Raw genomic sequence first — 23,001 nt, 5'->3', positions numbered from 1 at the left:
GAGCTGCCGAAGGCTGCGATCTTTTGATCCTGATCTTAAAAACAAAGATCAAAAGATCGCAGCCTTCGGCAGCTCCTACAGGGGTAGTTGTTGGTCATTCATGGAGTGAATAGCAGACAACCTCAAATCCCCAGCTAATCTTGTGCCCAGCTCCCACATCTATAAGAGGCTGCGCACCATGAGTCTGTCCCAGTTCAAAATCGCTCATAAACTGATCACCGGCGCCGCAGCCATCGAACAACTGGCCGCCGAGCTCACGCGTCTGAATATCGACAATCCGCTGATCGTCACCGACGCCGCGCTGGTCAGGTCCGGTACGGTCGAGCTGGCGTTGGTGCAACTTGGCGGGCGTGACTACGAGATTTTCGACCGAGTGCTGCCCGACCCGGAAATCGCCATTGTCGAAGACTGCATGCGCGCCTACCGCGACGGCGGGCATGACGGTTTGATCGGCCTCGGCGGCGGCAGTGCCATCGACATCGCCAAGAGTGTCGCCGCTTACGCCGGTTACCACGGGGCACTGGAGGACCTGTTCGGCGTCGATCAGGTGCCACGCAAAGGCCCGCCGCTGATTGCCATTCCCACCACCGCCGGAACTGGTTCCGAAGTCACCAATGTGGCGATCCTCTCGGACAAGGTCGCGCAGTTGAAGAAAGGCATCGTCAGCGACTATCTGTTGCCGGACGTCGCTCTGGTCAGCCCGCAAATGACCCTGACCTGCCCGCGCAGCGTCACCGCCGCCAGTGGTGTCGATGCACTGGTGCACGCCATCGAATCCTATCTGTCGGTGAATGCCTCGCCGATCACCGACTCCCTTGCCATCGGTGCGATCAAGCTGATCGCCAGGGCGCTGCCCAAGGCCTATGCCAACGGTGCCAATCTGCAAGCGCGTGAAGACATGGCCACCGCCAGCCTGATGGCCGGCATGGCGTTCGGTAACGCTGGCGTGGGCGCGGTGCATGCGCTGGCGTATCCGCTGGGCGGGCGCTTCAACATTGCCCACGGCGTCAGCAACGCCTTGCTGCTGCCGTATGTGATGACCTGGAACAAGATGGCCTGCCTCGAACGGATGCAGGATATTGCTGAAGCCATGGGGCTGAAGACTGCGCATCTGAGTGCGGCCGAAGCGGCGGACAAAGCCGTGCAGGCGATGACCGATTTGTGTGCGGCGGTGGAAATCCCTGCCGGGCTGCGCAGTTTTGGTGTGCCGGAGGAAGCGATCCCGGCGATGGCCGTGGAGGCCGCCGGCATCGAGCGTCTGATGCGCAACAACCCGCGCCAGCTCAGCGCCGTCGACATCGAAAAGATCTACCGCGCAGCCTACTGAGCTAGGGTCGCTGAGCGCTCATGGCACAACCCAATCATCGCGGTCCCGGTGCGCGCGTGGAAACTTGAGGTATACAATGCGCGCCATCGTGATTTAGCTCAGCACAGGTGCGTCATGCAGCCCTTCGTAATTGCTCCGTCGATCCTCTCCGCCGACTTCGCCCGCCTCGGCGAGGAAGTGGACAACGTTCTCGCCGCCGGCGCCGACTTCGTTCATTTCGACGTCATGGACAATCACTACGTGCCGAACCTGACGATCGGCCCGATGGTCTGCGCAGCACTGCGCAAGTACGGCGTCACCGCGCCGATCGACGCGCACCTGATGGTCAGCCCGGTGGATCGCATCGTTGGCGACTTCATCGAAGCCGGCGCCACCTACATCACCTTCCACCCGGAAGCCACGTTGCACGTCGATCGCTCGCTGCAATTGATCCGTGAAGGCGGCTGCAAGTCCGGCCTGGTATTCAACCCGGCGACCCCGCTGGACGTGCTCAAGTATGTGATCGACAAGGTCGACATGGTCCTGCTGATGAGCGTCAACCCAGGCTTCGGCGGGCAGAAGTTCATTCCCGGTACCCTCGACAAACTGCGCGAAGCGCGGGCGATCATCGATGCGTCGGGGCGTGACATCCGCCTGGAGATCGATGGCGGCGTCAACGTCAACAACATCCGCGAAATCGCTGCTGCTGGTGCTGATACCTTTGTCGCCGGCTCGGCCATTTTCAACGCGCCGAACTATCAGGAAGTCATCGACAAGATGCGTTCCGAACTGGCACTGGCGCGCCCATGAGCGGTTTTGAGCAGTTGTTCCCGGGGCAACTGCCACGGTTGGTGATGTTCGATCTGGATGGCACGCTGATCGATTCGGTTCCCGACCTGGCAGCGGCCGTGGACACCATGCTGCTCTCTCTCGGCCGCCCGCCTGCGGGCATCGAAGCGGTGCGCGAGTGGGTCGGCAATGGCGCGCCAGTGCTGGTGCGTCGGGCCTTGGCCGGTAGCATCGATCATTCGGCGGTGGATGATGCCGAGGCCGAGCGCGCGCTGGAAATCTTTATGGAAGCGTACGGCGCCAGCCATGAGCTGACCGTGGTCTATCCCGGTGTGCGCGACACGCTCAAGTGGCTGCACAAGCAAGGCGTGGCCATGGCGCTGATCACCAACAAGCCGGAGCGTTTCGTCGCGCCGCTGCTCGATCAGATGAAGATCGGGCGCTACTTCAAATGGATCATTGGCGGCGATACCTTGCCGCAGAAGAAGCCTGACCCGGCGGCGCTGTTTTTCGTGATGAAAATGGCCAACATTCCGGCCTCGCAATCGTTGTTCGTCGGCGACTCGCGCAGCGATGTGCAGGCGGCAAAAGCGGCGGGGGTCAAATGTGTGGCGCTGAGCTACGGCTACAACCATGGCCGGCCGATTGCCGAGGAATCCCCAGCGCTGGTGATCGACGATTTGCGCAAACTAATTCCCGGTTGCCTGGATCTGGCCGGTGGGATAACGTTGCCCGACGCTGTTCAACCCCCTTCTGGAAACGCCATCGTGGTGGTCACCCGCAAACTCTGGATGAAAGTCATCAAGGCCCTGGCCCGCTGGCGTTGGCGCGCCTGACTGATTCTGGCCGGCCTGCCGGCGCGTTTGCCTACCTGACCGATTACACCTCATTCCACGAGGCACCTCATGATCCGCGAAGAATTCCTGCGTCTGGCCGCTGACGGCTATAACCGCATTCCACTGGCCTGTGAAACCCTGGCCGACTTCGACACGCCGCTGTCGATCTACCTGAAACTGGCCGACCAGCCCAACACCTACCTGCTCGAATCGGTACAGGGCGGCGAGAAATGGGGCCGTTACTCGATGATCGGCCTGCCGTGCCGCACCGTTCTGCGTGTGCATGACCATCATGTCAGCATCACCGTTGACGGCATCGAAACCGAAAGCCACGACGTTGAAGATCCATTGGCCTTCGTCGAAACCTTCAAGGCGCGCTACAACGTGCCGACCATTGCCGGTCTGCCGCGTTTCAACGGTGGTCTGGTCGGTTACTTCGGTTACGACTGCGTGCGTTATGTCGAAAAACGTCTGGGCAAATGCCCGAATCCCGATCCGCTGGGCGTGCCGGACATTCTGCTGATGGTCTCCGACGCTGTTGTGGTGTTCGACAACCTCGCCAGCAAGATGCATGCGATCGTGCTGGCCGACCCGGCGCAGGCCGATGCCTTTGAACACGGTCAGGCGCGTTTGCAGGAACTGCTTGAGCAACTGCGCCAGCCGATCACCCCGCGTCGTGGCCTGGACTTCAGCAAACAGCAATCGGCCGATCCGGTGTTCCGCTCGAGTTTTACCCAGAACGATTACGAAAAAGCCGTCGACACCATCAAGGAATACATCCTTGCCGGCGACTGCATGCAGGTGGTGCCATCGCAGCGTATGTCGATCGACTTCAAGGCTGCGCCGATCGATCTGTACCGCGCGCTGCGCTGCTTCAACCCGACGCCGTACATGTATTTTTTCAACTTTGGTGATTTCCATGTCGTTGGCAGTTCGCCGGAAGTGCTGGTGCGCGTCGAAGACAACCTGATCACCGTACGCCCGATCGCCGGCACGCGCCCACGCGGCGCGACCGAAGAAGCCGATGCTGCGCTGGAGCAAGATCTGCTCTCGGATGACAAGGAGATCGCCGAGCACTTGATGCTGATCGATCTGGGCCGCAACGATACCGGGCGCGTCTCGGAAATCGGCTCGGTGAAGCTCACCGAAAAAATGGTCATCGAGCGTTATTCCAATGTCATGCACATTGTCTCCAACGTCACCGGCCAGTTGAAGGCGGGCCTGACCGCGATGGACGCGCTGCGGGCGATTCTGCCAGCGGGTACGTTGTCCGGGGCACCGAAGATTCGCGCGATGGAAATCATCGACGAGCTCGAGCCGGTCAAGCGCGGTGTGTACGGGGGCGCGGTCGGTTACTTTGCCTGGAACGGCAACATGGATACTGCCATTGCCATTCGTACGGCGGTGATCAAGAACGGCGAACTGCACGTGCAGGCCGGCGGCGGCATCGTCGCCGACTCAGTGCCGGCGCTGGAATGGGAAGAAACCCTGAACAAACGCCGCGCAATGTTCCGCGCCGTCGCCCTGGCCGAGCAAACCCCGGACGCCTGAGCCCACAACCGACCCCTGTGGGAGCGGGCTTGCTCGCGAAAGCGGTGGATCAGTCGACCTTTACATCAACTGACCGAATGCATTCGCGAGCAAGCCCGCTCCCCCATTCGATTTGTGTGTAGCCAAAAAAAGCGGCGCCCTGACAGGCGCCGCTTTTTTGCATCTACGACTCAAAAATCCAGCACAACCCCGACATTCAATCCCTGCTGCTTGAAGTCATCATCCTTACGGAACGTATAACCCCCACGCAACGCCAGATCCGCCGTCAGCTTGTGACTGACACCCAGGCTCAAGCGGTTCAGGTGACTGGCCGGCGTGTAGCCTTCAAGGGTGAAGTCATTGGCCGGCAGGGTATTGAGCGCGATATTGACCTTCTGCACGTCATCTTCGTACTCACGCTCGTGAGCGTATTCGCCGTACACCTGAGTCTGCGCGGTGAAGTTGTACTTGCCCTGAATCCCCAGGCCCAGACGTTTCGAATCGCGGCTCTGGTCGTCGAAGGTCAGCGCCGTGGCGCGGTTGCTCTTTTCCGAGTAACCGTCGACATCGACACTGGCGTAATCGGCGCTTACAAACGGCGACAGATGCCATTGGCTGCCCGGTTGCGCAATGTCATAACCCAGGCGCGTGCTGAACGCCCACAGGCTGCCGTCGGTATCGCCTTTCTCCGCACCCTCGCTGGCGCCGAGGTCGAACTTGCGCTTGAGGTTGTCGTAGTCGAGTTTGCCGCCGGTCAGCGCGGCGTCGGCCCACCAGCGGTTCTGCTGGAACTGGGCGAACGCGGTGGCCATGTAGCTGTTGAGTTTGTAATCGGAGTCGTTGTGGCCGGCCTCAAGATTCTGCCGGTACAAACCGGCCGCCACGCCCACGCGCCAGGCTTCGTTGAGACGATAGCTGCCACCGACGTTGAGGTTATAACCGCTGCCATCGGCACTGGCGGCGCTGTTTTGGCTGTCGACATCCAGACGCTGTCCGCCGGCCGAGACAATAGCGCGCCATTGGCCGACCGCCTGCCAGTTTTCCCAATCCGCCTGCCACTGGTTACGCAATTCATCCTGATGAGCACGCACCGTGCCGTGGGCCATTTCAGGTAGCAGGCTCAATTCCCACGGCGCAGCCAACAGGGAGTAGGCGTAATCGGCGATCAGTTTTTGTCCCGATTCGGTCGGGTGCACGCCATCGTTGTAGATCAGTTTGGTCGGATCTGGCGTGGCGCTGTTGATTCCGTATCGGGCGTTCTCAGGGCAGCCGCCGCCGCTGAAACAGGTGGCGGTCAGGTTCTGGTCAGTCGCCAGACCGAAGCGCCCCGGGTCGGCGAAGACTTCCGAGAGCAGCACCGGAATGTTCAGCGGAATGACTTCGGCGTTGATGCCTTGCAGGCGCGTCACCAACTGGCTGTTGAACTGGTTGGCCAGGGTGCTGCTGAACGCTTGCAGCGGCGTGCCGTTGAGTGCCGGGGTCAGGCCCACGTCTGGCAGCAGCCAGACCATCACGTATTTCGCGCCGGCGGTCTGCAGCGTCTGCACGCTGTCGGCCAGGCGATCGGCTGCGGCGTTGGCCTGGGGCAGGCTCAAAATGCGGCCCTGGAGGAAATCGTTGCCACCTCCGGAAATGTAGTACAGCGCATTCGGGTCGGCGCGAAAGCCGTTTGATGGCAGATAACCGGGGCGCGTGCGTTCGCCGGTGGCCGATTGGGTGGTGATCGAGTCGAGAATCTGGTCGGTGCGATAGCCGCCGACCGCCCAGTTGTTGCCGTCGGGCTGGCCGTTTTCCGCACGCACGGCGGAACTGGAAGAGGCTGTCTGGTCCGGCGAATAGCCCAGGCGCCCGCCAAGCAGCTGTGTGGAATTCAATGAATACAATTCGCCGCTGCCGTCCTGATACACCGGCCCGGTGCGGTTGGTGTAGCGCTCGGTGGAACCCGCCGGGCCGCCTGTGTCGGCGAAGGTGCCGGCATCGTTGAGGCTATCGCCGAACACAATGAAACTGGAATAAGGATTGGGCGCTGCATTGGCCTGGGCGCACGCGAGTGCGAGCACGCAGCTGGCCAGCGGTACAAACAACGTCTGTCTGATCATGAGCAAGTCCGTTTATTTATTGTTGTAGGTGAACGAAACGACAGTACCAAAAACGTTCGGCATTTTGCCATCGGTCGCGAATCCTTCCGCCGTTTTATAACCCGCAGGCCCCGCCATATTGCACGCTCCGCCCAGCTAAGTTACTGTGCCGGAACGTATGAACGAGACCTTCCCCGTGTTGATCACCAGCAAACTTCTGGATCAAGTCATCAAGGCTCACGCCCGCTGGCGTTGGCGCGCCTGAATCTTCTCTGCCGGCCTCGCCGGATCTGTATCGCTTTGCCTTCCTTGTCTGTTTGAAATGCCGCTGTGCTGGCGCCCTCTGCGCGTCCGACATCGCGCAGCGCCCTGCGGGCAAGTCATCTGAAGGCTGTCATCAAGTCAGAATTCAAGAGGTTCGAAACGCCATGTTGCTGATGATCGACAACTACGACTCCTTTACTTACAACGTTGTGCAATATCTCGGCGAGCTGGGTGCCGAGGTCAAAGTGGTGCGCAACGACGAACTGACCATCGCCGAAATCGAAGCGCTGAATCCCGAGCGCATCGTGGTTTCCCCTGGGCCGTGCACGCCCACCGAGGCGGGCATTTCCATCGACGCGATCAAACACTTCGCCGGCAAACTGCCGATTCTCGGCGTCTGCCTTGGCCACCAGTCCATCGGCCAGGCCTTCGGCGGCGACGTGATCCGCGCCCGTCAGGTCATGCACGGTAAGACTAGCCCGGTATTCCACGAGGACAAGGGTGTGTTTGCCGGTCTCAATCATCCGCTCACCGTTACCCGTTATCACTCACTGATCGTCAAGCACGACAGCCTGCCCGATTGCCTGGAGCTGACCGCGTGGACCCAGCACGATGACGGCTCGATCGACGAGATTATGGGCCTGCGTCACAAGACCCTGAATATCGAGGGTGTGCAGTTCCACCCCGAGTCGATCCTCACCGAGCAGGGTCATGAACTGTTTGCCAATTTCCTCAAACAAACCGGCGGCACGCGCTAAGGACTTCCCATGAATATCAAGACAGCCCTGAGCCGTATCGTCGAACACCTCGACCTCAGCACCGATGAAATGCGCGATGTGATGCGCGAAATCATGACCGGGCAATGCACCGAAGCGCAGATCGGCGCGTTCATGATGGCCATGCGCATGAAGAGCGAGAGCATCGACGAGATCGTTGGCGCCGTGTCGGTGATGCGTGAGCTCGCCGATCAGGTCGAGCTGAAAACCCTCGACGGCGTAGTCGATGTCGTCGGTACTGGCGGTGACGGTGCGAACATCTTCAACGTATCGACTGCGTCCTCCTTTGTTGTCGCTGCGGCCGGTTGCACCGTCGCCAAGCACGGCAACCGCGCGGTGTCCGGCAAGAGCGGCAGCGCCGATCTGCTGGAGGCTGCTGGCATCTACCTGAACCTGACGCCGGTTCAGGTGGCGCGCTGCATCGACAGCGTCGGTATCGGGTTCATGTTCGCCCAGACTCACCACAAAGCGATGAAATACGCCGCTGGCCCGCGCCGCGAACTCGGCCTGCGCACACTGTTCAACATGCTTGGCCCGCTTACGAATCCGGCCGGCGTGAAGCATCAAGTGGTGGGCGTGTTCACCCAGACGCTGTGCCGCCCATTGGCGGAGGTCTTGCAACGATTGGGCAGCAAACACGTGCTGGTGGTGCATTCGAAGGACGGTCTGGACGAATTCAGCCTGGCCGCGCCGACCTTTGTCGCCGAGCTGAAAAACAACCAGATCACTGAATATTGGGTCGAACCGGAAGATCTCGGCATGAAGAGCCAGAGCCTGCACGGTCTCTCGGTCGAAGGTCCGGAAGCGTCGCTGGCGCTGATCCGCGATGCCCTCGGCAAGCGCAAAACCGACAACGGCCAGAAAGCTGCCGAGATGATTGTGCTCAATGCCGGTGCGGCGCTGTATGCCGCCGACCTGGCAAGCAGTCTGAAACAAGGTGTGGAGCTGGCGCACGATGCGCTGCACACTGGCCTCGCTCGGGAAAAGCTCGAGGAGCTGGGTGCCTTTACCGCGGTATTCAAAGTGGAGAATGAAGGATGAGTGTACCGACGGTTCTGGAAAAGATTCTGGCGCGCAAGGTTGAAGAAGTCGCCGAGCGCAGCGCTCGGGTCAGCCTGAGCGAGCTGGAAGGTCTGGCCAAGGCGGCCGATGCACCCCGTGGTTTTGCCCAGGCATTGCTGGCGCAAGCGAAAAAGAAACAACCGGCCGTGATTGCCGAAATCAAAAAGGCTTCGCCGAGCAAAGGCGTGATTCGCGAAGACTTCGTACCAGCCGACATCGCCAAAAGCTACGAGAAGGGCGGGGCGACGTGTCTGTCGGTGCTGACCGACATCGATTACTTCCAGGGTGCCGACGCCTACCTGCAACAGGCGCGCGCTGCCTGCAAACTGCCGGTAATCCGCAAGGACTTCATGATTGATCCGTACCAGATCGTTGAAGCCCGCGCGCTGGGCGCCGATTGCGTCCTGCTGATCGTCTCCGCACTGGACGACGTGAAAATGGCCGAACTGGCCGCCGTGGCCAAAGGTGTCGGTCTCGACGTATTGGTCGAAGTGCACGACGGTGACGAACTGGAGCGCGCGTTGAAGACCCTCGACACGCCGCTGGTCGGCGTCAACAACCGCAACCTGCACACCTTTGACGTCAACTTGGAAACCACTCTCGACCTGCTGCCGCGCATCCCGCGCGATCGCCTGGTGATCACCGAAAGCGGCATCCTCAACCGGGCCGACGTCGAACTGATGGAAATCAGCGACGTGTATTCGTTCCTGGTCGGGGAAGCGTTCATGCGCGCCGAAAATCCGGGCATTGAATTGCAGCGCCTGTTCTTCCCGGAACGTGGCGGTCCGGTAATAAGCGGTTCGACCCTCGACTGATTCGCTCCAGACCGAGTCGACTCATTCGCGAGCAAGCCCGCTCCCACAGGGAAATGCATTCCAAATGTGGAATGGGCTTGCTCGCGAAGAGACCCTCAAAACCCCCACAGATTGCAGATCTGCCGGAGCCCACCATGTCGCTGCCAACCCCGCTGACCATCGAATCCGGCCTGCAAGCCGAACAGGACTTGCTGGCCTCGGTCTGCGCCGGCGACGCCGAATTCGGCCTGCTGTTCTGGCAACCCACCGACCGCGCGCTAGTGATGCCGCGTCGCCTCAACCGACTCCCGCACTTCGACCACGCCTGCGAAGTCTCTGCTATGGCCGGCTGGCCGGTGCTGTTGCGCGAGACCGGCGGCGAACCTGTCCCGCAATCCGCTGCAACCATCAACATTGCCTTGGTGTATGCCCCGCCCCGCAGCGAAGGTGACCTGAACCGCATCGAAACCGGCTACCGCCGTCTGTGCGATCCGATCTGTCAGTTGTTGGATGAATTGGGTGGCGCCTCGTCGGTCGGCGAAATCGACGGCGCATTCTGTGACGGACGTTTCAACGTCAATCTCGACGGTCGCAAGATGGTCGGCACCGCCCAGCGCTGGCGCCAAAGTCAGGGCGGCCAACGTCCGGTGGGGTTGGTGCATGGTGCGATGCTGATGGATGACGAACGTGAAGCGATGGTCGCCGCGGTCAATCGCTTCAATGAAGCCTGCGACCTGGAGCAGCGGGTGCGGGCGCAAAGTCATATCGCCCTGCATGAAAAATTCAACGCGCCACAGGCGTTGGCGCGTCTCGATGAATTGTTTCGTTTGATGCTGGCGCAGATCTACAGCGCCTGATTGACGGGCTCAGCGCGTTCCGAAGACCACCATGGTCTTGCCTTTGACATCGACCAGGTTGCGTTCTTCAAGATCCTTGAGCACGCGGCCGACCATCTCTCGCGAGCAACCGACAATTCGACCGATCTCCTGACGGGTGACTTTGATCTGCATTCCATCCGGGTGAGTCATGGCGTCCGGCTGTTTACAGAGCTCCAGCAGGCAGCGGGCGACGCGGCCGGTGACGTCGAAGAACGCGAGGTCGCCGACTTTGCGCGTGGTGTTGCGCAGGCGCTGTGCGATTTGTCCGCTGAGCGCGTAAAGAATGTCTGGATCCTGCTGCGATAACTCGCGGAACTTGGCGTAACTGATTTCCGCAGTTTCACATTCGACCTTGGCCCGCACCCAGGCGCTGCGTTCCTGTTCGTGGCCGGCCTGCTCGAACAAACCCAGTTCGCCGAAGAAGTCGCCGGCGTTGAGGTAGGCAATGATCATCTCGCGACCATCGTCGTCTTCGATGAGGATGGTGACCGAGCCCTTGATGATGAAGAACAGCGTGTCCGAGCGATCGCCGGCGCAGATGATGTTGCTCTTGGCTGCGTGGCGGCGGCGCTGGCAATGCATCAACAGTTTGTCGATGTTCTTGATTTTGGGTGTGGGGGTAATAGCAACCATGGTTGTATCCCGAAAAGACTGCACGGTGATGTTTTTATGAGGCGCTGAAGGCGGTCGCTACAGGGCTGACGAATGAGCGCCAGCGAATTGGCGCCAGCTTACCAGACACTTCGTCGAAAATTCGAGAAATTACCTACAGCCAGAAAGCAACCTTCCTAGGACGTCGTTCCTGCCGGGACAAAGCGCTGTGCTAAGCTGGCGACCCTTTTTTTACAGTGGAGTCTGGGCGATGAAGGCACGCATCCAATGGGCTGGCGAAGCCATGTTCCTCGGCGAATCCGGCAGCGGTCATGTTGTGGTGATGGACGGCCCGCCGGACGCCGGTGGGCGTAATCTCGGGGTTCGCCCGATGGAAATGCTTTTGCTGGGTGTCGGCGGTTGCAGCAACTTCGACGTGGTCAGCATCCTGAAAAAGTCGCGTCAGGCCGTGGAAAGCTGCGAAGCCTTCCTTGACGCCGAGCGTGCGACTGAAGATCCCAAGGTCTTTACCAAGATCCACATGCACTTCGTGGTCAAGGGCCGGGGCCTGAAAGAAGCCCAGGTCAAGCGCGCCATCGAGCTGTCTGCCGAGAAGTATTGCTCGGCGTCGATCATGCTCGGCGCGGCTGGTGTGGCAATCACTCACGACTATGAAATCGTCGAACTCGGCTGATCCGACATTCAACTATCATAAAAGCAGTGCAGACTCTGGCGATCCCCCGCTGACGTCTGCATAATGCGCCACTTTTTTCAGGGCAGTGATCGGTCAGCCGACGGATCATCCGCCTGAACAGACAACCAAAATCGCCATCGCGAAGAGGTGTTAACCGTCCTACGCAGGTGCGTCGTTCGCACTTGACGGGCATGCTTGATCACGCGGCCGGGCCGCATACATAGAGAGTTTTTAACGGTGAAAAGCAAACTCAAGCTCCACGGGTTCAATAACCTGACAAAGACCTTGAGCTTCAACATCTATGACATCTGCTACGCGGAAACCCCGCAAGACCAGCAGGCTTACGTCGAGTACATCAATCAAGAGTACAACGCGAAACGCCTGACGCAGATTCTCACAGAAGTTGTCGAGATCATTGGTGCCAACATCCTGAACATCGCCAGTCAGGACTATGAACCCCAGGGCGCCAGCGTCACGATTCTGATTTCGGAAGAGCCGGTAACCCCGACTGACAGCCAGATCGAAGAGTCGCCGGGCCCCTTGCCGGAAATCATTCTGGCCCACCTCGACAAGAGCCACATCACGGTGCACACCTATCCGGAAATCCATCCGGACGATGGTATTGCGACGTTCCGTGTGGATATCGACGTGTCGACCTGTGGTGTCATTTCACCGCTCAAAGCGCTCAACTTCCTCATTCACCAGTTCGATTCGGACATCGTGACCGTGGATTACCGTGTGCGCGGCTTCACTCGTGACGTCGAAGGCAACAAGCACTTCATCGACCACGAGATCAACTCGATCCAGAACTACCTCTCCGAAGACACTCGCGACGCGTACCAGATGACCGACGTGAACGTGTACCAGGAAAACCTGTTCCACACCAAAATGCTGCTGAAGAACTTCGAGCTGGACAACTACCTGTTCGGCGACGCCACCAGCAATCTTTCGCCCGAGCAACGTGCTCAGGTGACCGACCGTGTGAAACACGAAATGCTTGAAATCTTCTACGCGCGCAACATGCCGACCTGAGATTCTCGGGCACAAAAAAGGCGACCTCCTGGTCGCCTTTTTCTTGCTTTACACAAAACCCTGTGGGAGCTGGCTTGCCAGCGATAGGGCTATATCGGGCGATACATATCTCAGATCCGATAAGTACTTTTGGTCATCACCTTCGCCAACAAACTCATGCCGAACTTCACTGGCGCCGGAAAGCGAAACCCGCCGGCATCCAGGGCGCTCTCCGCATGATGTTCTTCATCAATGCGCATCTGCTCGAGAATCGCACGGGACTTTTCATCCTCGGCCGGCAATTGCTCCAGATGCTCGTTCAGGTGCTTGCACACCTGATGCTCGGTCGCCGCTACGAAACCAAGACTGACCTTGTCGCTGATCAGCCCGGCGACCGCGCCGATGCCGAACGACATGCCATAAAACAATGGATTCAACACGCTGGTGTGACTGCCCAATTGATGGATGCGCTGCTCACACCAGACCAGATGATCGATCTCTTCTTCAGCTGCGTGCTCCATCGCTTCGCGCACCTGCGGCAACTTGGCGGTCAGCGCCTGTCCTTGATACAGCGCCTGGGCGCAGACCTCGCCGGTGTGGTTGATGCGCATCAGGCCAGCGACGTGGCGGGTGTCCTCATCGCTCATTAGCGTGTCCGGCTGCAGAATCGCCGGCGATGGGCGGTACGGCTGGCCACTGAAGGGCAACAGGGTGCGCATCGCGGCATCGGCTTGCAGCAGCAGACGGTCTATGGGCGAGTAGTGACGTTGGGTAGTCATGCTGACCTCCGGGAAGAATCTCGGCGGCCAGTTTAACCGAATCGGCCGGCGAGGGTTTGCGCTGGGTCATTGGCCGCAGTGTTGCGGGTTATCGCTCCATGTCGCCGAAGGCTGCAAAATCAAAGCATTGCAGCCTTCGGCAAGCCGCAGTGAGTTTCAGCCCGGCGGCCAGTTCATCTGGCGCTGCCCCAGCACGTGCATATGAATGTGATAGACAGTCTGCCCACCAAGTTCATTGCAGTTCATCACCACGCGAAAGCCTTCTTCACAACCCAGTTCCAGCGCAAGACGCTGTGCGGTGAACAAAATGTGCCCGGCCAGTGCCTTGTCGTCTTCGGTCAGGTCATTGAGCGTGCGCACCGGTTTCTTCGGAATCACCAGAAAGTGCACTGGGGCCTGCGGGGCGATGTCGTGGAAGGCCAGAACCTGGTCGTCCTCGTAAATGATATTGGCCGGGATTTCCCGGTTGATGATCTTGGTGAACAGAGTATCCACTGCTGTTTCTCCGTTGAGTTGGGCTGAATCAAGTGTACCGCTTGGAAGTCGCTTTCCTAGCGGGGGCAGTAAGCTTTGTTGACCATGCCGACAATCGTCCGGTTAAGCCAGCGCGAACCCAGTCGCGACAGGAACGCCAGCCAGCGGTTGCGTCGTCCCGGAATGATGATCGCGCGGTTTTTATCCAGCGCACGCACGGCATGCAGCGCCACTTCTTCCGGGCTCATCAGCGAGTTGCTGCTTTCGATCTTTTCGCTGCTCATCTGTGCGGTACGGAAGAACGGTGTACGCGTCGGGCCGGGGCACAGGACCGAAACTTTCACGCCGCTTTGTTTGAGCTCCACGCGCAAGGCTTCGGAAAAATGCAGCACATACGCTTTACTGGCGTAGTAGGTGCTCATCCACGGGCCGGGACTGTAGGCGGCGACCGACGCGACGTTCAGAATCTGCCCGCCACCCAGCAGCGCCATGCTGTTGCCCACCGCGTGGCAGAGGCGGGTGAGGGCGAGAATGTTGACCTCGATGAGATCCTGCTCTGTCATCCAGTCCTGTGCAAGGAACGGCCCGCACGTGCCGATGCCGGCGCAATTGACCAGCAGATCGATCTGCCGGTCGCCTTCTTCCAGCTCCAGCAAAAAGCCTGACAGGCGCAACGGTTCGCCGAGGTCGCAGGCACGAAACAATACTTCGACATCGAAACGCTGGGTCAGCTCGATGGCGATACTCTCCAGCTGATCACGCTGTCGTGCCACCAGAATCAGGCTGCGGCCGCGCCGGGCCAGCGCTTCGGCCATGGCCAGGCCGATGCCGCTGGAAGCGCCAGTGATCAGAGCGTAACGGGTCATGCAATTCTCCATCGCAACAGCTCCGCGCCGGCGACGCGGTTGTCACGACGGGGAGCGCTGTTCATTCTTGCGCAGAGTCTACAGGGGCCTGCGCGGGTTCGGCTGCCTCGTCGGCGGAAATCGCTGGCGGTTCGACGACCTCAACGTCGTCGGTCGTCACCGAGCCGCTGTCATAGCTGCTCTCCAGATTGCCTTCATATTCTTCCTGCACAGCCGAGAAGCCGCCGAGTAAACCGCCGGCAAAAATCAGCGCGATGAACACGATCCATAAAGAGCACAACACCTTGACCGCCTTACTGTTGGGCGGTGGTGGCGGCCCATAGCGGTTGGCGCCGGCGTTGCCGGGAGCGACCATGATCACCAGGGGGAAGAAGCTGCCCACGAAAGGCACCAGATTGAGCAACCACAGCCAGCCCGACCAGCCGATATCGTGCAGGCGCTGAACGCTGAACAGAATGCTGACGATCATGAAGCCGAGGAACAGGAAGACCGCCAGAATGCCGCCGAGGATCAGGCCGGTAGTCGAGTCGCCGCTGACCAGCCCCAACGCAATCAAAGCAAACACGCCGACGATGGGCAGGGTCACCAGGCTCAAGACCATGGTCCAGGCGAGAAAGCGCAGGCGACCGATCCGGCCTTCGACGCTGAATGGCTTGAGCGTGGCGAATGGCGGCAGAGCTTCACCGACATTGGCGCGCGGCGGTGCGTAAGGCGAGTCGGGTTCCGCGACCGCTGCAGGGTTATCGTGGACATCCGCCAGATTCAGCTCGATGGCGGTTTCCGCTTCGATCCGCGCATCGATCCCGGTTTTGTTCAATGCCTGCAGATACGTCTGGGCATCGCTGTGGGACAGATCACGTTTGAGGGCGACGGTGCGGCCACTGAACAGGCGCTCGATGGCGGCCACGTCGCTTTTGAACAGATCCGCCAGATTCAGTTTGGCGGTGGTGAGGTCGACGCCGGGCTGCAGCGCGCCGTCGAAGACGATCTTGTAACGGGTGTCGCTCATGGCCGAGGCATCCTTGTCGCGATTCATTTGGCAGCCAGTCTGATCAGGACTGGCCAGATATGTTTTTCAGCGCGGCCAGCGTTGTGGCAGCTGTGCAGCGCGCGTTTGGGCTTGACGATATTCAGCGTCGAGCCGCGCGATCAACTGATCCACGCTTGGCAGATCACCAATCTGGCCAACACCCTGACCCGCCGACCACACGGTCTTCCAGGCTTTGGCTTCATCGTTGATCGGCTTGAGCTTGTCGCCGAAATTGACCTCGCCTTTGCCTTGCAGTGCCGCCATGTCGAAACCGGCCGCCTCCAAGCTCTGGCGCATGAAACTGGCCGGCACTCCCGACACCGCTGGAGTATGAATGATGTCGGCAGCCTTGGCTGTCAGCAGCATCTCTTTATAAGCGTCAGGCGCGTGACTTTCGGTGGTGCCGATAAATCGCGTACCGAAGTAGGCCAAATCCGCGCCGAGCAGCTGCGCGGCGAGAATCTCATGGCCATGGTTCAAACATCCCGCAAGCAACAGCGTCTTGTCGAAAAACTCACGGATTTCGGCAACCAGCGCAAACGGGCTCCAGGTGCCAGCATGCCCGCCGGCACCGGCCGCGACGGCAATCAGCCCGTCGACACCGGCTTCAGCGGCTTTCTCGGCATGGCGCCGCGTGGTCACGTCGTGAAACACCAGACCGCCGTAGCTGTGCACCGCGTCGACCAGTTCCTTCACCGCACCGAGGCTGGTAATTACGATCGGCACCTTGTGCTCGACGCAGATGTCCAGATCCGCCTGCAGGCGCGGGTTACTGTGGTGAACAATCAGGTTCACCGCATAAGGGGCCGGATTATCCAGCGTCGCCAGGCCCGCTTCGATCTGTTCCAGCCAGGCCTTGAACCCACCGCTTTCGCGTTGGTTCAGCGCCGGAAAGCTGCCGACCACGCCATTGCGGCAACAGGCGAGCACCAGTTCCGGATTGGAGATCAGGAACATCGGCGCCGCTACCACGGGCAGACGCAGACGTTGTTCGAGCAGAACGGGCAGCGACATTGTGAACACCCCAAGGATCTGTATTGGTTGAAGTTAGAACGGCTTGACCACGACCAGAATTACGATAGCCAGCAATATCAGAACCGGCACCTCATTGAACCAGCGATAAAAGACATGGCTGCGGGTATTTTCGCCACGCGCAAAACGCTTTACCTGCGCGCCGCACATATGGTGGTAACCGATCAGCAGCACGACGAGGGTCAGTTTGGCGTGGATCCAGCCACCCTGGCTGAAGAGGCTGGGATTAAGGTAGATCAGCCAACCACCGAAGATCAGCGTGGCGATCATCGCCGGGCCCATGATGCCGCGATACAGCTTGCGCTCCATGACGCTGAAGCGTTCTTGGCTGATCGTGTCTGTGCTTTGTGCGTGGTAAACGAACAGGCGCGGCAAGTAGAACAGCCCGGCAAACCAGCAAACGATGCTGACGATGTGAAACGCTTTGAGCCATAGATAGAGCATTTTTGGTTATTCCCTCATTCACGGTAGCCAGATAGTAGAGGCTTGAGCGTCCGCGCGTCACCTTGGCGGTTGTCGCAGGCGCGCGCGGCCCCTATTATCGACGGCTTTCCAGTGGGTTCGTTGAGGGCAGGTTTATGGTCAAGGTCGGTATCGTCGGCGGCACGGGTTACACCGGTGTCGAACTGCTGCGTCTGTTGGCACAGCATCCGCAGGCAGAAGTGGTCGTCATCACTTCCCGATCCGAGGCCGGTCTGGCCGTGGCTGACATGTACCCGAACCTGCGCGGCCACTATGACGGGCTGGCGTTCAGCGTGCCAGACGTGAAAACCCTTGGCGCCTGCGATGTGGTGTTCTTCGCCACGCCACACGGTGTGGCTCACGCCTTGGCAGGCGAGCTGCTGGCGGCGGGCACCAAGGTCATCGATTTGTCCGCCGACTTCCGTCTGCAGGACGCTGACGAATGGGCCAAGTGGTACGGCCAGCCACACGGCGCACCGGAATTGCTGGACGAAGCGGTCTATGGTCTGCCGGAAGTCAATCGCGAGCAGATCAAGAAAGCGCGCCTGATCGCGGTGCCGGGTTGCTATCCGACCGCAACGCAATTGGGTTTCCTGCCGTTGCTGGAAGCAGGTCTGGCCGACGCATCGCGTTTGATCGCCGACTGCAAATCCGGTGTCAGTGGTGCCGGGCGTGGTGCGGCTGTAGGTTCTTTGTACTCCGAGACGTCGGAAAGCATGAAGGCCTATGCGGTAAAAGGTCATCGTCACCTGCCGGAAATTCGCCAGGGCCTGCGTCGGGCGGCGGGCAAGGATGTCGGCCTGACCTTCGTCCCGCATTTGACGCCGATGATTCGCGGTATTCACTCCACGCTCTACGCGACAGTAGCGGATCGCTCGGTTGATCTGCAGGCACTGTTCGAAAAGCGCTATGCCAACGAACCGTTCGTCGACGTAATGCCGGCCGGCAGCCATCCCGAAACCCGTAGCGTGCGTGGCGCCAACGTCTGCCGCATCGCGGTGCACCGCCCTCAGGATGGTGATCTGGTCGTGGTACTGTCGGTCATCGACAACCTTGTCAAAGGCGCGTCGGGGCAGGCGGTGCAGAACATGAACATCCTGTTTGGCCTGGACGAACGCTTCGGTTTGTCCCACGCCGGCATGCTGCCCTGACGCTGCCGCAGGCTATCAGCGGCAAGCTTGAAGCTCACGGCTTGAAGCTTGCCGCTGCTCTCTAATAGTTGACCAATTTTCTAGGACAAGCGGATAATGCGCGTCATCACGCATTATGGCGGCGTAACGCCGGGAGATAGTCAGCATGAGCGTCGAATCCTTCACCCCCACGGCTTTGCAATTCACCCACGGTGCCGCGCACAAGGTGAAGAGCCTGGTCGATGAAGAGGGGAATGATCGCTTGAAGCTGCGCGTATTCGTTACGGGCGGCGGTTGTTCAGGGTTTCAATACGGTTTCACCTTCGATGAAGACGTGGCCGATGACGACACCATCGTCGAGCGCGAGGGCGTGAGCCTGGTGGTCGATCCGATGAGTTTCCAATACCTGGCCGGTGCTGAGGTTGATTATCAGGAAGGGCTGGAAGGTTCGCGCTTCGTGATCAAGAACCCGAATGCCACTACTACTTGTGGTTGCGGATCGTCGTTCTCGATCTGATCGCGCTTCACCGCACACGCAAAAACGCCGCAAAGCCTTTCGGTTCTGCGGCGTTTTTGTGTTTGAAGCTTATGCCGGATAGATGGCGCCGAGTACGCGCAGACCCCGAGCACCCGTGACGCTTGGCCGGTTAGCAGCAATCCCTTCCAGGCAGCAATGAGCGAGCCAAGCGAAGGCCATGGCTTCGACCCAATCCGGATCAATACCGTGAGTTGCGGTGCTGGCGACTTTGGTGTTTGGCAGTAGATCCGCCAGACGCTTCATCAGCGTCGCGTTATGGGCGCCACCGCCACAGACCAGCAGTTCTCGTGTGTCCGGCTGAGCACTTTGTAGCGACTCGACGATGGTCCGCGCCGTCAGCTCAAGTAGCGTGGCCTGAACGTCTTCGGCAGTGAAGGTCGGCAGGCGCGAAAGATGCTGTTCCAGCCATGGCAGATTGAAGACTTCCCGGCCCGTACTCTTCGGGCCTTTGGTGACGAAGAACGGGTCGCTGAGCAGTGCCTTGAGCAGCGTTGGTTCAACCTTGCCGGTCGCAGCCCATTTGCCGTCCCGGTCATAGTTTTCGCCACGTTGCCGGTGAATCCAGGCGTCCATCAGAACATTCCCCGGCCCGCAGTCGAAACCGGCTACAGGTTTGTTCGGCTCAATCAGGCTGAGATTGCTGAATCCACCGACATTCAAGACTGCCTGGTTACCGCTACGCTCTTCAAACAACGCTTCATGAAAGGCTGGCACCAGAGGCGCACCTTGGCCACCCGCTGCGATATCGCGACTGCGGAAATCACTGACGACGGTAATACCGGTCAACTCAGTCAGCAGGGCTGGATTACCGATCTGCACGGTAAACCCGCGCGCCGGCTCATGGCGAATGGTCTGACCGTGGCTACCGATGGCGCGGATGGCATCAGGCTTGAGTTGTTGTTGCGCGAGGAGGGTGTGAATGCCCGACGCGGCAAGTTCGACCCAGTGTTGCTGGGCAATCGCCGAGCGGGCGATCTCGTCGGGGCCGCTGGCGCACAAGCCAAGCAGCTCGGCGCGCAGGGAGTCAGGCATTGGCAGGTAGTGGGTGGCGATCAGTTTGATCGCCGAGGTCTGCTCGATCAGGGCGATGTCCAGCCCGTCGAGACTGGTTCCGGACATCACACCGATATACAGGGTCATGGCTTAGCGCTTGCTCGAAGCCAGCATGGTGGCCTTCTCTTGATCCATGCGCGCCATCAGTGGCTGGCTCTGCGCGAGGAAGCGCGCGCGTTCGGACTTGGCGATCGGATCGGCCATTGGCAGCTTCTGGCCCAGCGGATCGACGTGAACGCCGTTGACCTGGAACTCATAGTGCAAATGCGGGCCGGTGGACAGGCCGGTGGTGCCGATATAGCCAATGACTTGACCTTGCTTGACGCTGCCGCCGGTTTTCACGCCTTTGGCAAAGCCCTGCATATGGCCGTAGAGCGTGCGGTAAGTGTTGCCGTGCTGAATGATCACAGTGTTGCCGTAACCACCACGACGGCCGGCCAGCAACACTTTGCCGTCACCAGCAGCCTTGATCGGCGTGCCCCGTGGTGCGGCATAGTCAACGCCTTTGTGGGCGCGGATCTTGTTGAGAATCGGATGTTTGCGGCCCATGGAAAATTTCGAGCTGATGCGGGCGAAGTCAACCGGCGTACGGATGAAAGCCTTGCGCATGCTGTTGCCATCGGCAGTGTAATAGCTGCTGTTGCCTTGTTTGTTGGTGTAGCGAACGGCGGTGTAAGTCTTCCCGCGGTTGGTGAAACGCGCCGACAGGATCGGGCCGGTGCCGACAGCCTTGCCGTTGATGACTTTCTGCTCGTAAATCACATCGAATTCATCACCCTGACGAATGTCCTGCGCGAAATCGATGTCGTAGCCAAAGACGCTGGCCATATCCATGGTCATGCTGTGAGAAAGGCCGGCGCGGGCTGCGGACTGCGACAGTGAGCTGTTGATGATACCGTGGACGTAGGCAGTGCGAACGGTTGGCTTGGCAGTCACTCGGTTGAACGAATAACCCTTGTCATTCTTGGTCAGGGTGATGGTTTCAACGTCGCTGACCTTGCTGTGCAGGCTGGTCAACTGGCCTTCCGGGCTGAGTTCGAATTCGAGTTTCTGACCGCGCTTGAGTTGGCTGAACTGCTTGGCTTGCTTGTCGCTTGCCAGTATTTCGTGCACGGAGGCTGCCGGTAGGCCGACTTTTTCAAACAGGGTAGACAGCGTATCGCCTTTGGAAACCACGACCTCACGGTGCCCAGGCTCTTTTGGTTTCTCAGCAGGGGCTACAGGTGCCGGCGCGGTTTCAGCGGTTTGCGCGGCGTTTTCGTCGCTGTTTTCGATTTGTGCGAACGGCGAAGCTACGGGCTCGTTTGTGGCTTGAGCCGCATCAGCAGCGTCTTGATCTTGTGTCAGTTGTTCAGCAGGACTTTCCAGTTCAAGACTCAGAGTCGTCTTTTTGGCTTCAACATCGCTGGAGGGAAATACCAGCAGCGCCAGGCTGAGAAGGGCGGCGATTCCACTTGCGGCGAGCAGGTGGGTCTTCGGGTAAAGCGGAGGCGCTTTAGACGGTTCTGTGGTCATAGGTAATTTTTGACTTTGAATAGATGAATTGGAAAAGATGAATGACATGATGAAGATGAAATAACTGTATAAAATATAACCAAATCATCGCTGAAGCAAGTCTACAGACCTCGGGTCTGTGGATTGGTGTCCGTGCGCCGGGCAAAACTTGTAATTGGTGCGCGTTCTTGTATGGTTGGTTCCCTTTGAATCTGAGCCTTGCGGGTCTGTTATGAAGTCGGTTGAAGAGCAGCTAGCGCTGATTAAACGTGGTGCGGAAGAACTGTTGGTCGAGTCCGAGCTGGTCGAGAAGCTCAAGCGCGGCCAACCGCTGCGTATCAAGGCTGGTTTCGATCCAACCGCTCCGGATCTGCATCTGGGTCATACGGTGCTTATTAATAAGCTGCGCCAGTTCCAGGAACTGGGGCACCAGGTGATCTTCCTTATAGGTGACTTCACGGGGATGATCGGTGATCCGAGTGGCAAGAGCGCCACGCGTCCGCCACTGACGCGTGAGCAGGTTCTGGAAAATGCTGAGACCTACAAGACTCAGGTTTTCAAAATCCTTGATCCGGCGAAAACCGAAGTTGCCTTCAACTCCACCTGGATGGACAAGATGGGGCCAGCGGATTTCATTCGCCTGACTTCGCAATACACCGTCGCTCGCATGCTCGAGCGCGATGACTTCGACAAGCGCTATACCACCAACCAGCCGATCGCTATTCACGAGTTCCTCTATCCGCTGGTTCAGGGTTATGACTCGGTCGCGCTGCGCGCCGATGTCGAGCTGGGCGGTACCGATCAGAAATTCAACCTGCTGATGGGTCGCGAGTTGCAGCGTGGTTATGGCCAGGAAGCCCAGTGCATTCTGACCATGCCATTGCTGGAAGGTCTGGATGGCGTGAAGAAGATGTCCAAGTCGCTGGGCAACTATGTCGGCATCCAGGAAGCGCCGGGCGTCATGTACAGCAAGCTGGTTTCCATCCCGGATGCGCTGATGTGGCGTTACTTCGAGTTGCTCAGCTTCCGTTCGATGGATGAAATCAACGCATTTCGGGCTGACGTCGAGGCTGGTGCGAATCCGCGTGACATCAAGATCAAACTGGCTGAAGAGATCGTTGCGCGTTTTCATGGTGAAGAGGCTGCGGCGAATGCTCACCGTGGCGCTGGCAACCGCATGAAGGATGGCGAGCTTCCAGATGACTTGCCTGAGATCGAACTGTCTTCGGTTGAGGATATGCCAATCGCTGCCGTCCTTAATAAGGCTGGCTTGGTGAAGAACTCAGCGGCGGCGCGAGATCTGTTGGCGGCTGGCGGGGTGCGTGTTGATGGTGAGGTGGTTGATCGCTCCTTTATATATGCACTGGGAGCGACTCACGTTTGTCAGGCCGGCAAGAAGGCTTTTGCACGTATTACGCTGAAATCTGAATAAAGTTGAAATTTGGGGTTGACGGCGAATTCTAGAAGTCTATAATTCGCCCCACTTCCGGCGCAGTCGAAACGGAAAACTCCTTGAGATTCAAAGAGTTACGCA

Annotated in this window: 23 protein-coding genes; 13 read left to right on the top strand and 10 right to left on the bottom strand. The window is 59.3% G+C overall.

The features are described from left to right. Positions 1-178: 178 nt before the first annotated feature. The 4 genes from CXF97_RS21635 to trpE all read left to right on the top strand — a co-directional run bounded on the left by CXF97_RS21635 (position 179) and on the right by trpE (position 4,482). Positions 179-1,327, top strand: coding sequence for an iron-containing alcohol dehydrogenase (locus CXF97_RS21635; protein WP_101160851.1), 1,149 nt, complete (start codon positions 179-181; stop codon positions 1,325-1,327). A 114-nt stretch (positions 1,328-1,441) separates the two neighbouring features. After that, the gene (rpe, locus tag CXF97_RS21630; RefSeq protein WP_007918813.1) at positions 1,442-2,116 is read left to right on the top strand and encodes a ribulose-phosphate 3-epimerase; all 675 of its coding nucleotides are present in this window, start codon (positions 1,442-1,444) and stop codon (positions 2,114-2,116) included. Then, on the top strand, positions 2,113-2,931 hold the full coding sequence (locus CXF97_RS21625; RefSeq protein ID WP_101160848.1) for a phosphoglycolate phosphatase: 819 nt from the start codon (positions 2,113-2,115) through the stop codon (positions 2,929-2,931). Before rpe ends, CXF97_RS21625 begins: the two co-directional genes overlap by 4 nt. A gap of 69 nt (positions 2,932-3,000) precedes the next feature. Continuing rightward, positions 3,001-4,482: an anthranilate synthase component I gene (gene trpE, locus CXF97_RS21620; protein WP_101160845.1), complete on the top strand. Its 1,482-nt coding sequence runs from the start codon at positions 3,001-3,003 to the stop codon at positions 4,480-4,482. Positions 4,483-4,652: 170 nt separating this feature from the next. Here trpE and estP read toward each other — a convergent pair whose 3' ends face one another. Beyond that, a complete protein-coding gene (gene estP / locus CXF97_RS21610; protein ID WP_101160843.1) occupies positions 4,653-6,560 on the bottom strand; it encodes an esterase EstP in 1,908 nt (635 codons plus the stop codon). Positions 6,561-6,967: 407 nt separating this feature from the next. On the opposite strand from estP, the gene CXF97_RS21605 reads away from it, so the two are divergent. The 4 genes from CXF97_RS21605 to CXF97_RS21590 all read left to right on the top strand — a co-directional run bounded on the left by CXF97_RS21605 (position 6,968) and on the right by CXF97_RS21590 (position 10,292). Then, positions 6,968-7,561, top strand: coding sequence for an aminodeoxychorismate/anthranilate synthase component II (locus CXF97_RS21605; RefSeq protein ID WP_101160840.1), 594 nt, complete (start codon positions 6,968-6,970; stop codon positions 7,559-7,561). Between the two features lie 9 nt (positions 7,562-7,570). Beyond that, positions 7,571-8,620, top strand: a complete 1,050-nt coding sequence (gene trpD, locus CXF97_RS21600; protein WP_101160837.1) for an anthranilate phosphoribosyltransferase — start codon at positions 7,571-7,573, stop codon at positions 8,618-8,620. Then, positions 8,617-9,456 (top strand): indole-3-glycerol phosphate synthase TrpC, encoded by an 840-nt coding sequence (gene trpC, locus CXF97_RS21595; protein ID WP_101160835.1) that lies wholly within the window; start codon positions 8,617-8,619, stop codon positions 9,454-9,456. The genes trpD and trpC overlap by 4 nt, the downstream gene beginning before the upstream one ends. Before the next feature lie 134 nt (positions 9,457-9,590). Further along, positions 9,591-10,292, top strand: a complete 702-nt coding sequence (locus CXF97_RS21590) for a lipoate--protein ligase family protein (protein WP_101160832.1) — start codon at positions 9,591-9,593, stop codon at positions 10,290-10,292. Between the two features lie 9 nt (positions 10,293-10,301). Here CXF97_RS21590 and crp read toward each other — a convergent pair whose 3' ends face one another. Then, complete coding sequence (gene crp, locus CXF97_RS21585) at positions 10,302-10,946, bottom strand: cAMP-activated global transcriptional regulator CRP (protein ID WP_101160829.1); 645 nt, start codon at positions 10,944-10,946, stop codon at positions 10,302-10,304. 229 nt (positions 10,947-11,175) lie between these two features. On the opposite strand from crp, the gene CXF97_RS21580 reads away from it, so the two are divergent. After that, on the top strand, positions 11,176-11,598 hold the full coding sequence (locus CXF97_RS21580; protein ID WP_016772921.1) for an OsmC family protein: 423 nt from the start codon (positions 11,176-11,178) through the stop codon (positions 11,596-11,598). 237 nt (positions 11,599-11,835) lie between these two features. Continuing rightward, entirely contained in the window at positions 11,836-12,630 is a 795-nt protein-coding gene (gene speD, locus CXF97_RS21575; protein ID WP_024014530.1) for an adenosylmethionine decarboxylase, read from the top strand. Between the two features lie 110 nt (positions 12,631-12,740). Here the strand turns inward: speD and coq7 are convergent, their stop codons facing one another. The 6 genes from coq7 to hemJ form a co-directional block, all read right to left on the bottom strand. Continuing rightward, positions 12,741-13,388 carry a 2-polyprenyl-3-methyl-6-methoxy-1,4-benzoquinone monooxygenase gene (gene coq7 / locus CXF97_RS21570; RefSeq protein ID WP_101160826.1) on the bottom strand — a complete coding sequence of 216 codons (648 nt, stop codon included), beginning with the start codon at positions 13,386-13,388 and terminating at the stop codon, positions 12,741-12,743. 156 nt (positions 13,389-13,544) lie between these two features. Beyond that, on the bottom strand, positions 13,545-13,883 hold the full coding sequence (locus CXF97_RS21565; protein ID WP_016772924.1) for a histidine triad nucleotide-binding protein: 339 nt from the start codon (positions 13,881-13,883) through the stop codon (positions 13,545-13,547). 56 nt (positions 13,884-13,939) lie between these two features. Beyond that, complete coding sequence (locus CXF97_RS21560) at positions 13,940-14,728, bottom strand: SDR family oxidoreductase (RefSeq protein WP_101160824.1); 789 nt, start codon at positions 14,726-14,728, stop codon at positions 13,940-13,942. A 61-nt stretch (positions 14,729-14,789) separates the two neighbouring features. Then, complete coding sequence (locus CXF97_RS21555) at positions 14,790-15,737, bottom strand: DUF805 domain-containing protein (RefSeq protein ID WP_101161780.1); 948 nt, start codon at positions 15,735-15,737, stop codon at positions 14,790-14,792. A gap of 66 nt (positions 15,738-15,803) precedes the next feature. Next, positions 15,804-16,772, bottom strand: a complete 969-nt coding sequence (locus tag CXF97_RS21550) for a nitronate monooxygenase family protein (protein ID WP_101160821.1) — start codon at positions 16,770-16,772, stop codon at positions 15,804-15,806. Positions 16,773-16,805: 33 nt separating this feature from the next. Then, positions 16,806-17,234: a protoporphyrinogen oxidase HemJ gene (gene hemJ / locus CXF97_RS21545; RefSeq protein WP_101160818.1), complete on the bottom strand. Its 429-nt coding sequence runs from the start codon at positions 17,232-17,234 to the stop codon at positions 16,806-16,808. A gap of 134 nt (positions 17,235-17,368) precedes the next feature. Between hemJ and argC the strand changes: the two genes are divergently transcribed. Both argC and erpA read left to right on the top strand, forming a co-directional pair. Then, a complete protein-coding gene (argC, locus tag CXF97_RS21540; protein ID WP_101160815.1) occupies positions 17,369-18,403 on the top strand; it encodes an N-acetyl-gamma-glutamyl-phosphate reductase in 1,035 nt (344 codons plus the stop codon). A 145-nt stretch (positions 18,404-18,548) separates the two neighbouring features. Next, complete coding sequence (erpA, locus tag CXF97_RS21535) at positions 18,549-18,899, top strand: iron-sulfur cluster insertion protein ErpA (RefSeq protein WP_003176443.1); 351 nt, start codon at positions 18,549-18,551, stop codon at positions 18,897-18,899. Positions 18,900-18,968: 69 nt separating this feature from the next. Here erpA and CXF97_RS21530 read toward each other — a convergent pair whose 3' ends face one another. Then, positions 18,969-20,060, bottom strand: a complete 1,092-nt coding sequence (locus CXF97_RS21530) for an anhydro-N-acetylmuramic acid kinase (protein WP_101160812.1) — start codon at positions 20,058-20,060, stop codon at positions 18,969-18,971. Between the two features lie 3 nt (positions 20,061-20,063). After that, positions 20,064-21,488: a peptidoglycan DD-metalloendopeptidase family protein gene (locus CXF97_RS21525; RefSeq protein WP_101160809.1), complete on the bottom strand. Its 1,425-nt coding sequence runs from the start codon at positions 21,486-21,488 to the stop codon at positions 20,064-20,066. A gap of 211 nt (positions 21,489-21,699) precedes the next feature. Between CXF97_RS21525 and tyrS the strand changes: the two genes are divergently transcribed. Next, the gene (tyrS, locus tag CXF97_RS21520; RefSeq protein WP_024014528.1) at positions 21,700-22,899 is read left to right on the top strand and encodes a tyrosine--tRNA ligase; all 1,200 of its coding nucleotides are present in this window, start codon (positions 21,700-21,702) and stop codon (positions 22,897-22,899) included. Positions 22,900-23,001: the final 102 nt, after the last annotated feature.

It is taken from the genome of Pseudomonas sp. Choline-02u-1, assembly GCF_002836515.1.
GTDB lineage: Bacteria > Pseudomonadota > Gammaproteobacteria > Pseudomonadales > Pseudomonadaceae > Aquipseudomonas.
This window is presented reverse-complemented; position numbering and strand designations above follow the sequence as displayed.

Coding starts and splice junctions, on each gene's coding strand:
- CXF97_RS21635 (WP_101160851.1), top strand. CDS start 179: ATGAGTCTGTCCCAGTTCAAAATCGCTCATAAACTGATCACCGGCGCC.
- rpe (WP_007918813.1), top strand. CDS start 1,442: ATGCAGCCCTTCGTAATTGCTCCGTCGATCCTCTCCGCCGACTTCGCC.
- CXF97_RS21625 (WP_101160848.1), top strand. CDS start 2,113: ATGAGCGGTTTTGAGCAGTTGTTCCCGGGGCAACTGCCACGGTTGGTG.
- trpE (WP_101160845.1), top strand. CDS start 3,001: ATGATCCGCGAAGAATTCCTGCGTCTGGCCGCTGACGGCTATAACCGC.
- estP (WP_101160843.1), bottom strand. CDS start 6,560: ATGATCAGACAGACGTTGTTTGTACCGCTGGCCAGCTGCGTGCTCGCA.
- CXF97_RS21605 (WP_101160840.1), top strand. CDS start 6,968: ATGTTGCTGATGATCGACAACTACGACTCCTTTACTTACAACGTTGTG.
- trpD (WP_101160837.1), top strand. CDS start 7,571: ATGAATATCAAGACAGCCCTGAGCCGTATCGTCGAACACCTCGACCTC.
- trpC (WP_101160835.1), top strand. CDS start 8,617: ATGAGTGTACCGACGGTTCTGGAAAAGATTCTGGCGCGCAAGGTTGAA.
- CXF97_RS21590 (WP_101160832.1), top strand. CDS start 9,591: ATGTCGCTGCCAACCCCGCTGACCATCGAATCCGGCCTGCAAGCCGAA.
- crp (WP_101160829.1), bottom strand. CDS start 10,946: ATGGTTGCTATTACCCCCACACCCAAAATCAAGAACATCGACAAACTG.
- CXF97_RS21580 (WP_016772921.1), top strand. CDS start 11,176: ATGAAGGCACGCATCCAATGGGCTGGCGAAGCCATGTTCCTCGGCGAA.
- coq7 (WP_101160826.1), bottom strand. CDS start 13,388: ATGACTACCCAACGTCACTACTCGCCCATAGACCGTCTGCTGCTGCAA.
- CXF97_RS21560 (WP_101160824.1), bottom strand. CDS start 14,728: ATGACCCGTTACGCTCTGATCACTGGCGCTTCCAGCGGCATCGGCCTG.
- CXF97_RS21555 (WP_101161780.1), bottom strand. CDS start 15,737: ATGAGCGACACCCGTTACAAGATCGTCTTCGACGGCGCGCTGCAGCCC.
- CXF97_RS21550 (WP_101160821.1), bottom strand. CDS start 16,772: ATGTCGCTGCCCGTTCTGCTCGAACAACGTCTGCGTCTGCCCGTGGTA.
- hemJ (WP_101160818.1), bottom strand. CDS start 17,234: ATGCTCTATCTATGGCTCAAAGCGTTTCACATCGTCAGCATCGTTTGC.
- argC (WP_101160815.1), top strand. CDS start 17,369: ATGGTCAAGGTCGGTATCGTCGGCGGCACGGGTTACACCGGTGTCGAA.
- erpA (WP_003176443.1), top strand. CDS start 18,549: ATGAGCGTCGAATCCTTCACCCCCACGGCTTTGCAATTCACCCACGGT.
- CXF97_RS21530 (WP_101160812.1), bottom strand. CDS start 20,060: ATGACCCTGTATATCGGTGTGATGTCCGGAACCAGTCTCGACGGGCTG.
- CXF97_RS21525 (WP_101160809.1), bottom strand. CDS start 21,488: ATGACCACAGAACCGTCTAAAGCGCCTCCGCTTTACCCGAAGACCCAC.
- tyrS (WP_024014528.1), top strand. CDS start 21,700: ATGAAGTCGGTTGAAGAGCAGCTAGCGCTGATTAAACGTGGTGCGGAA.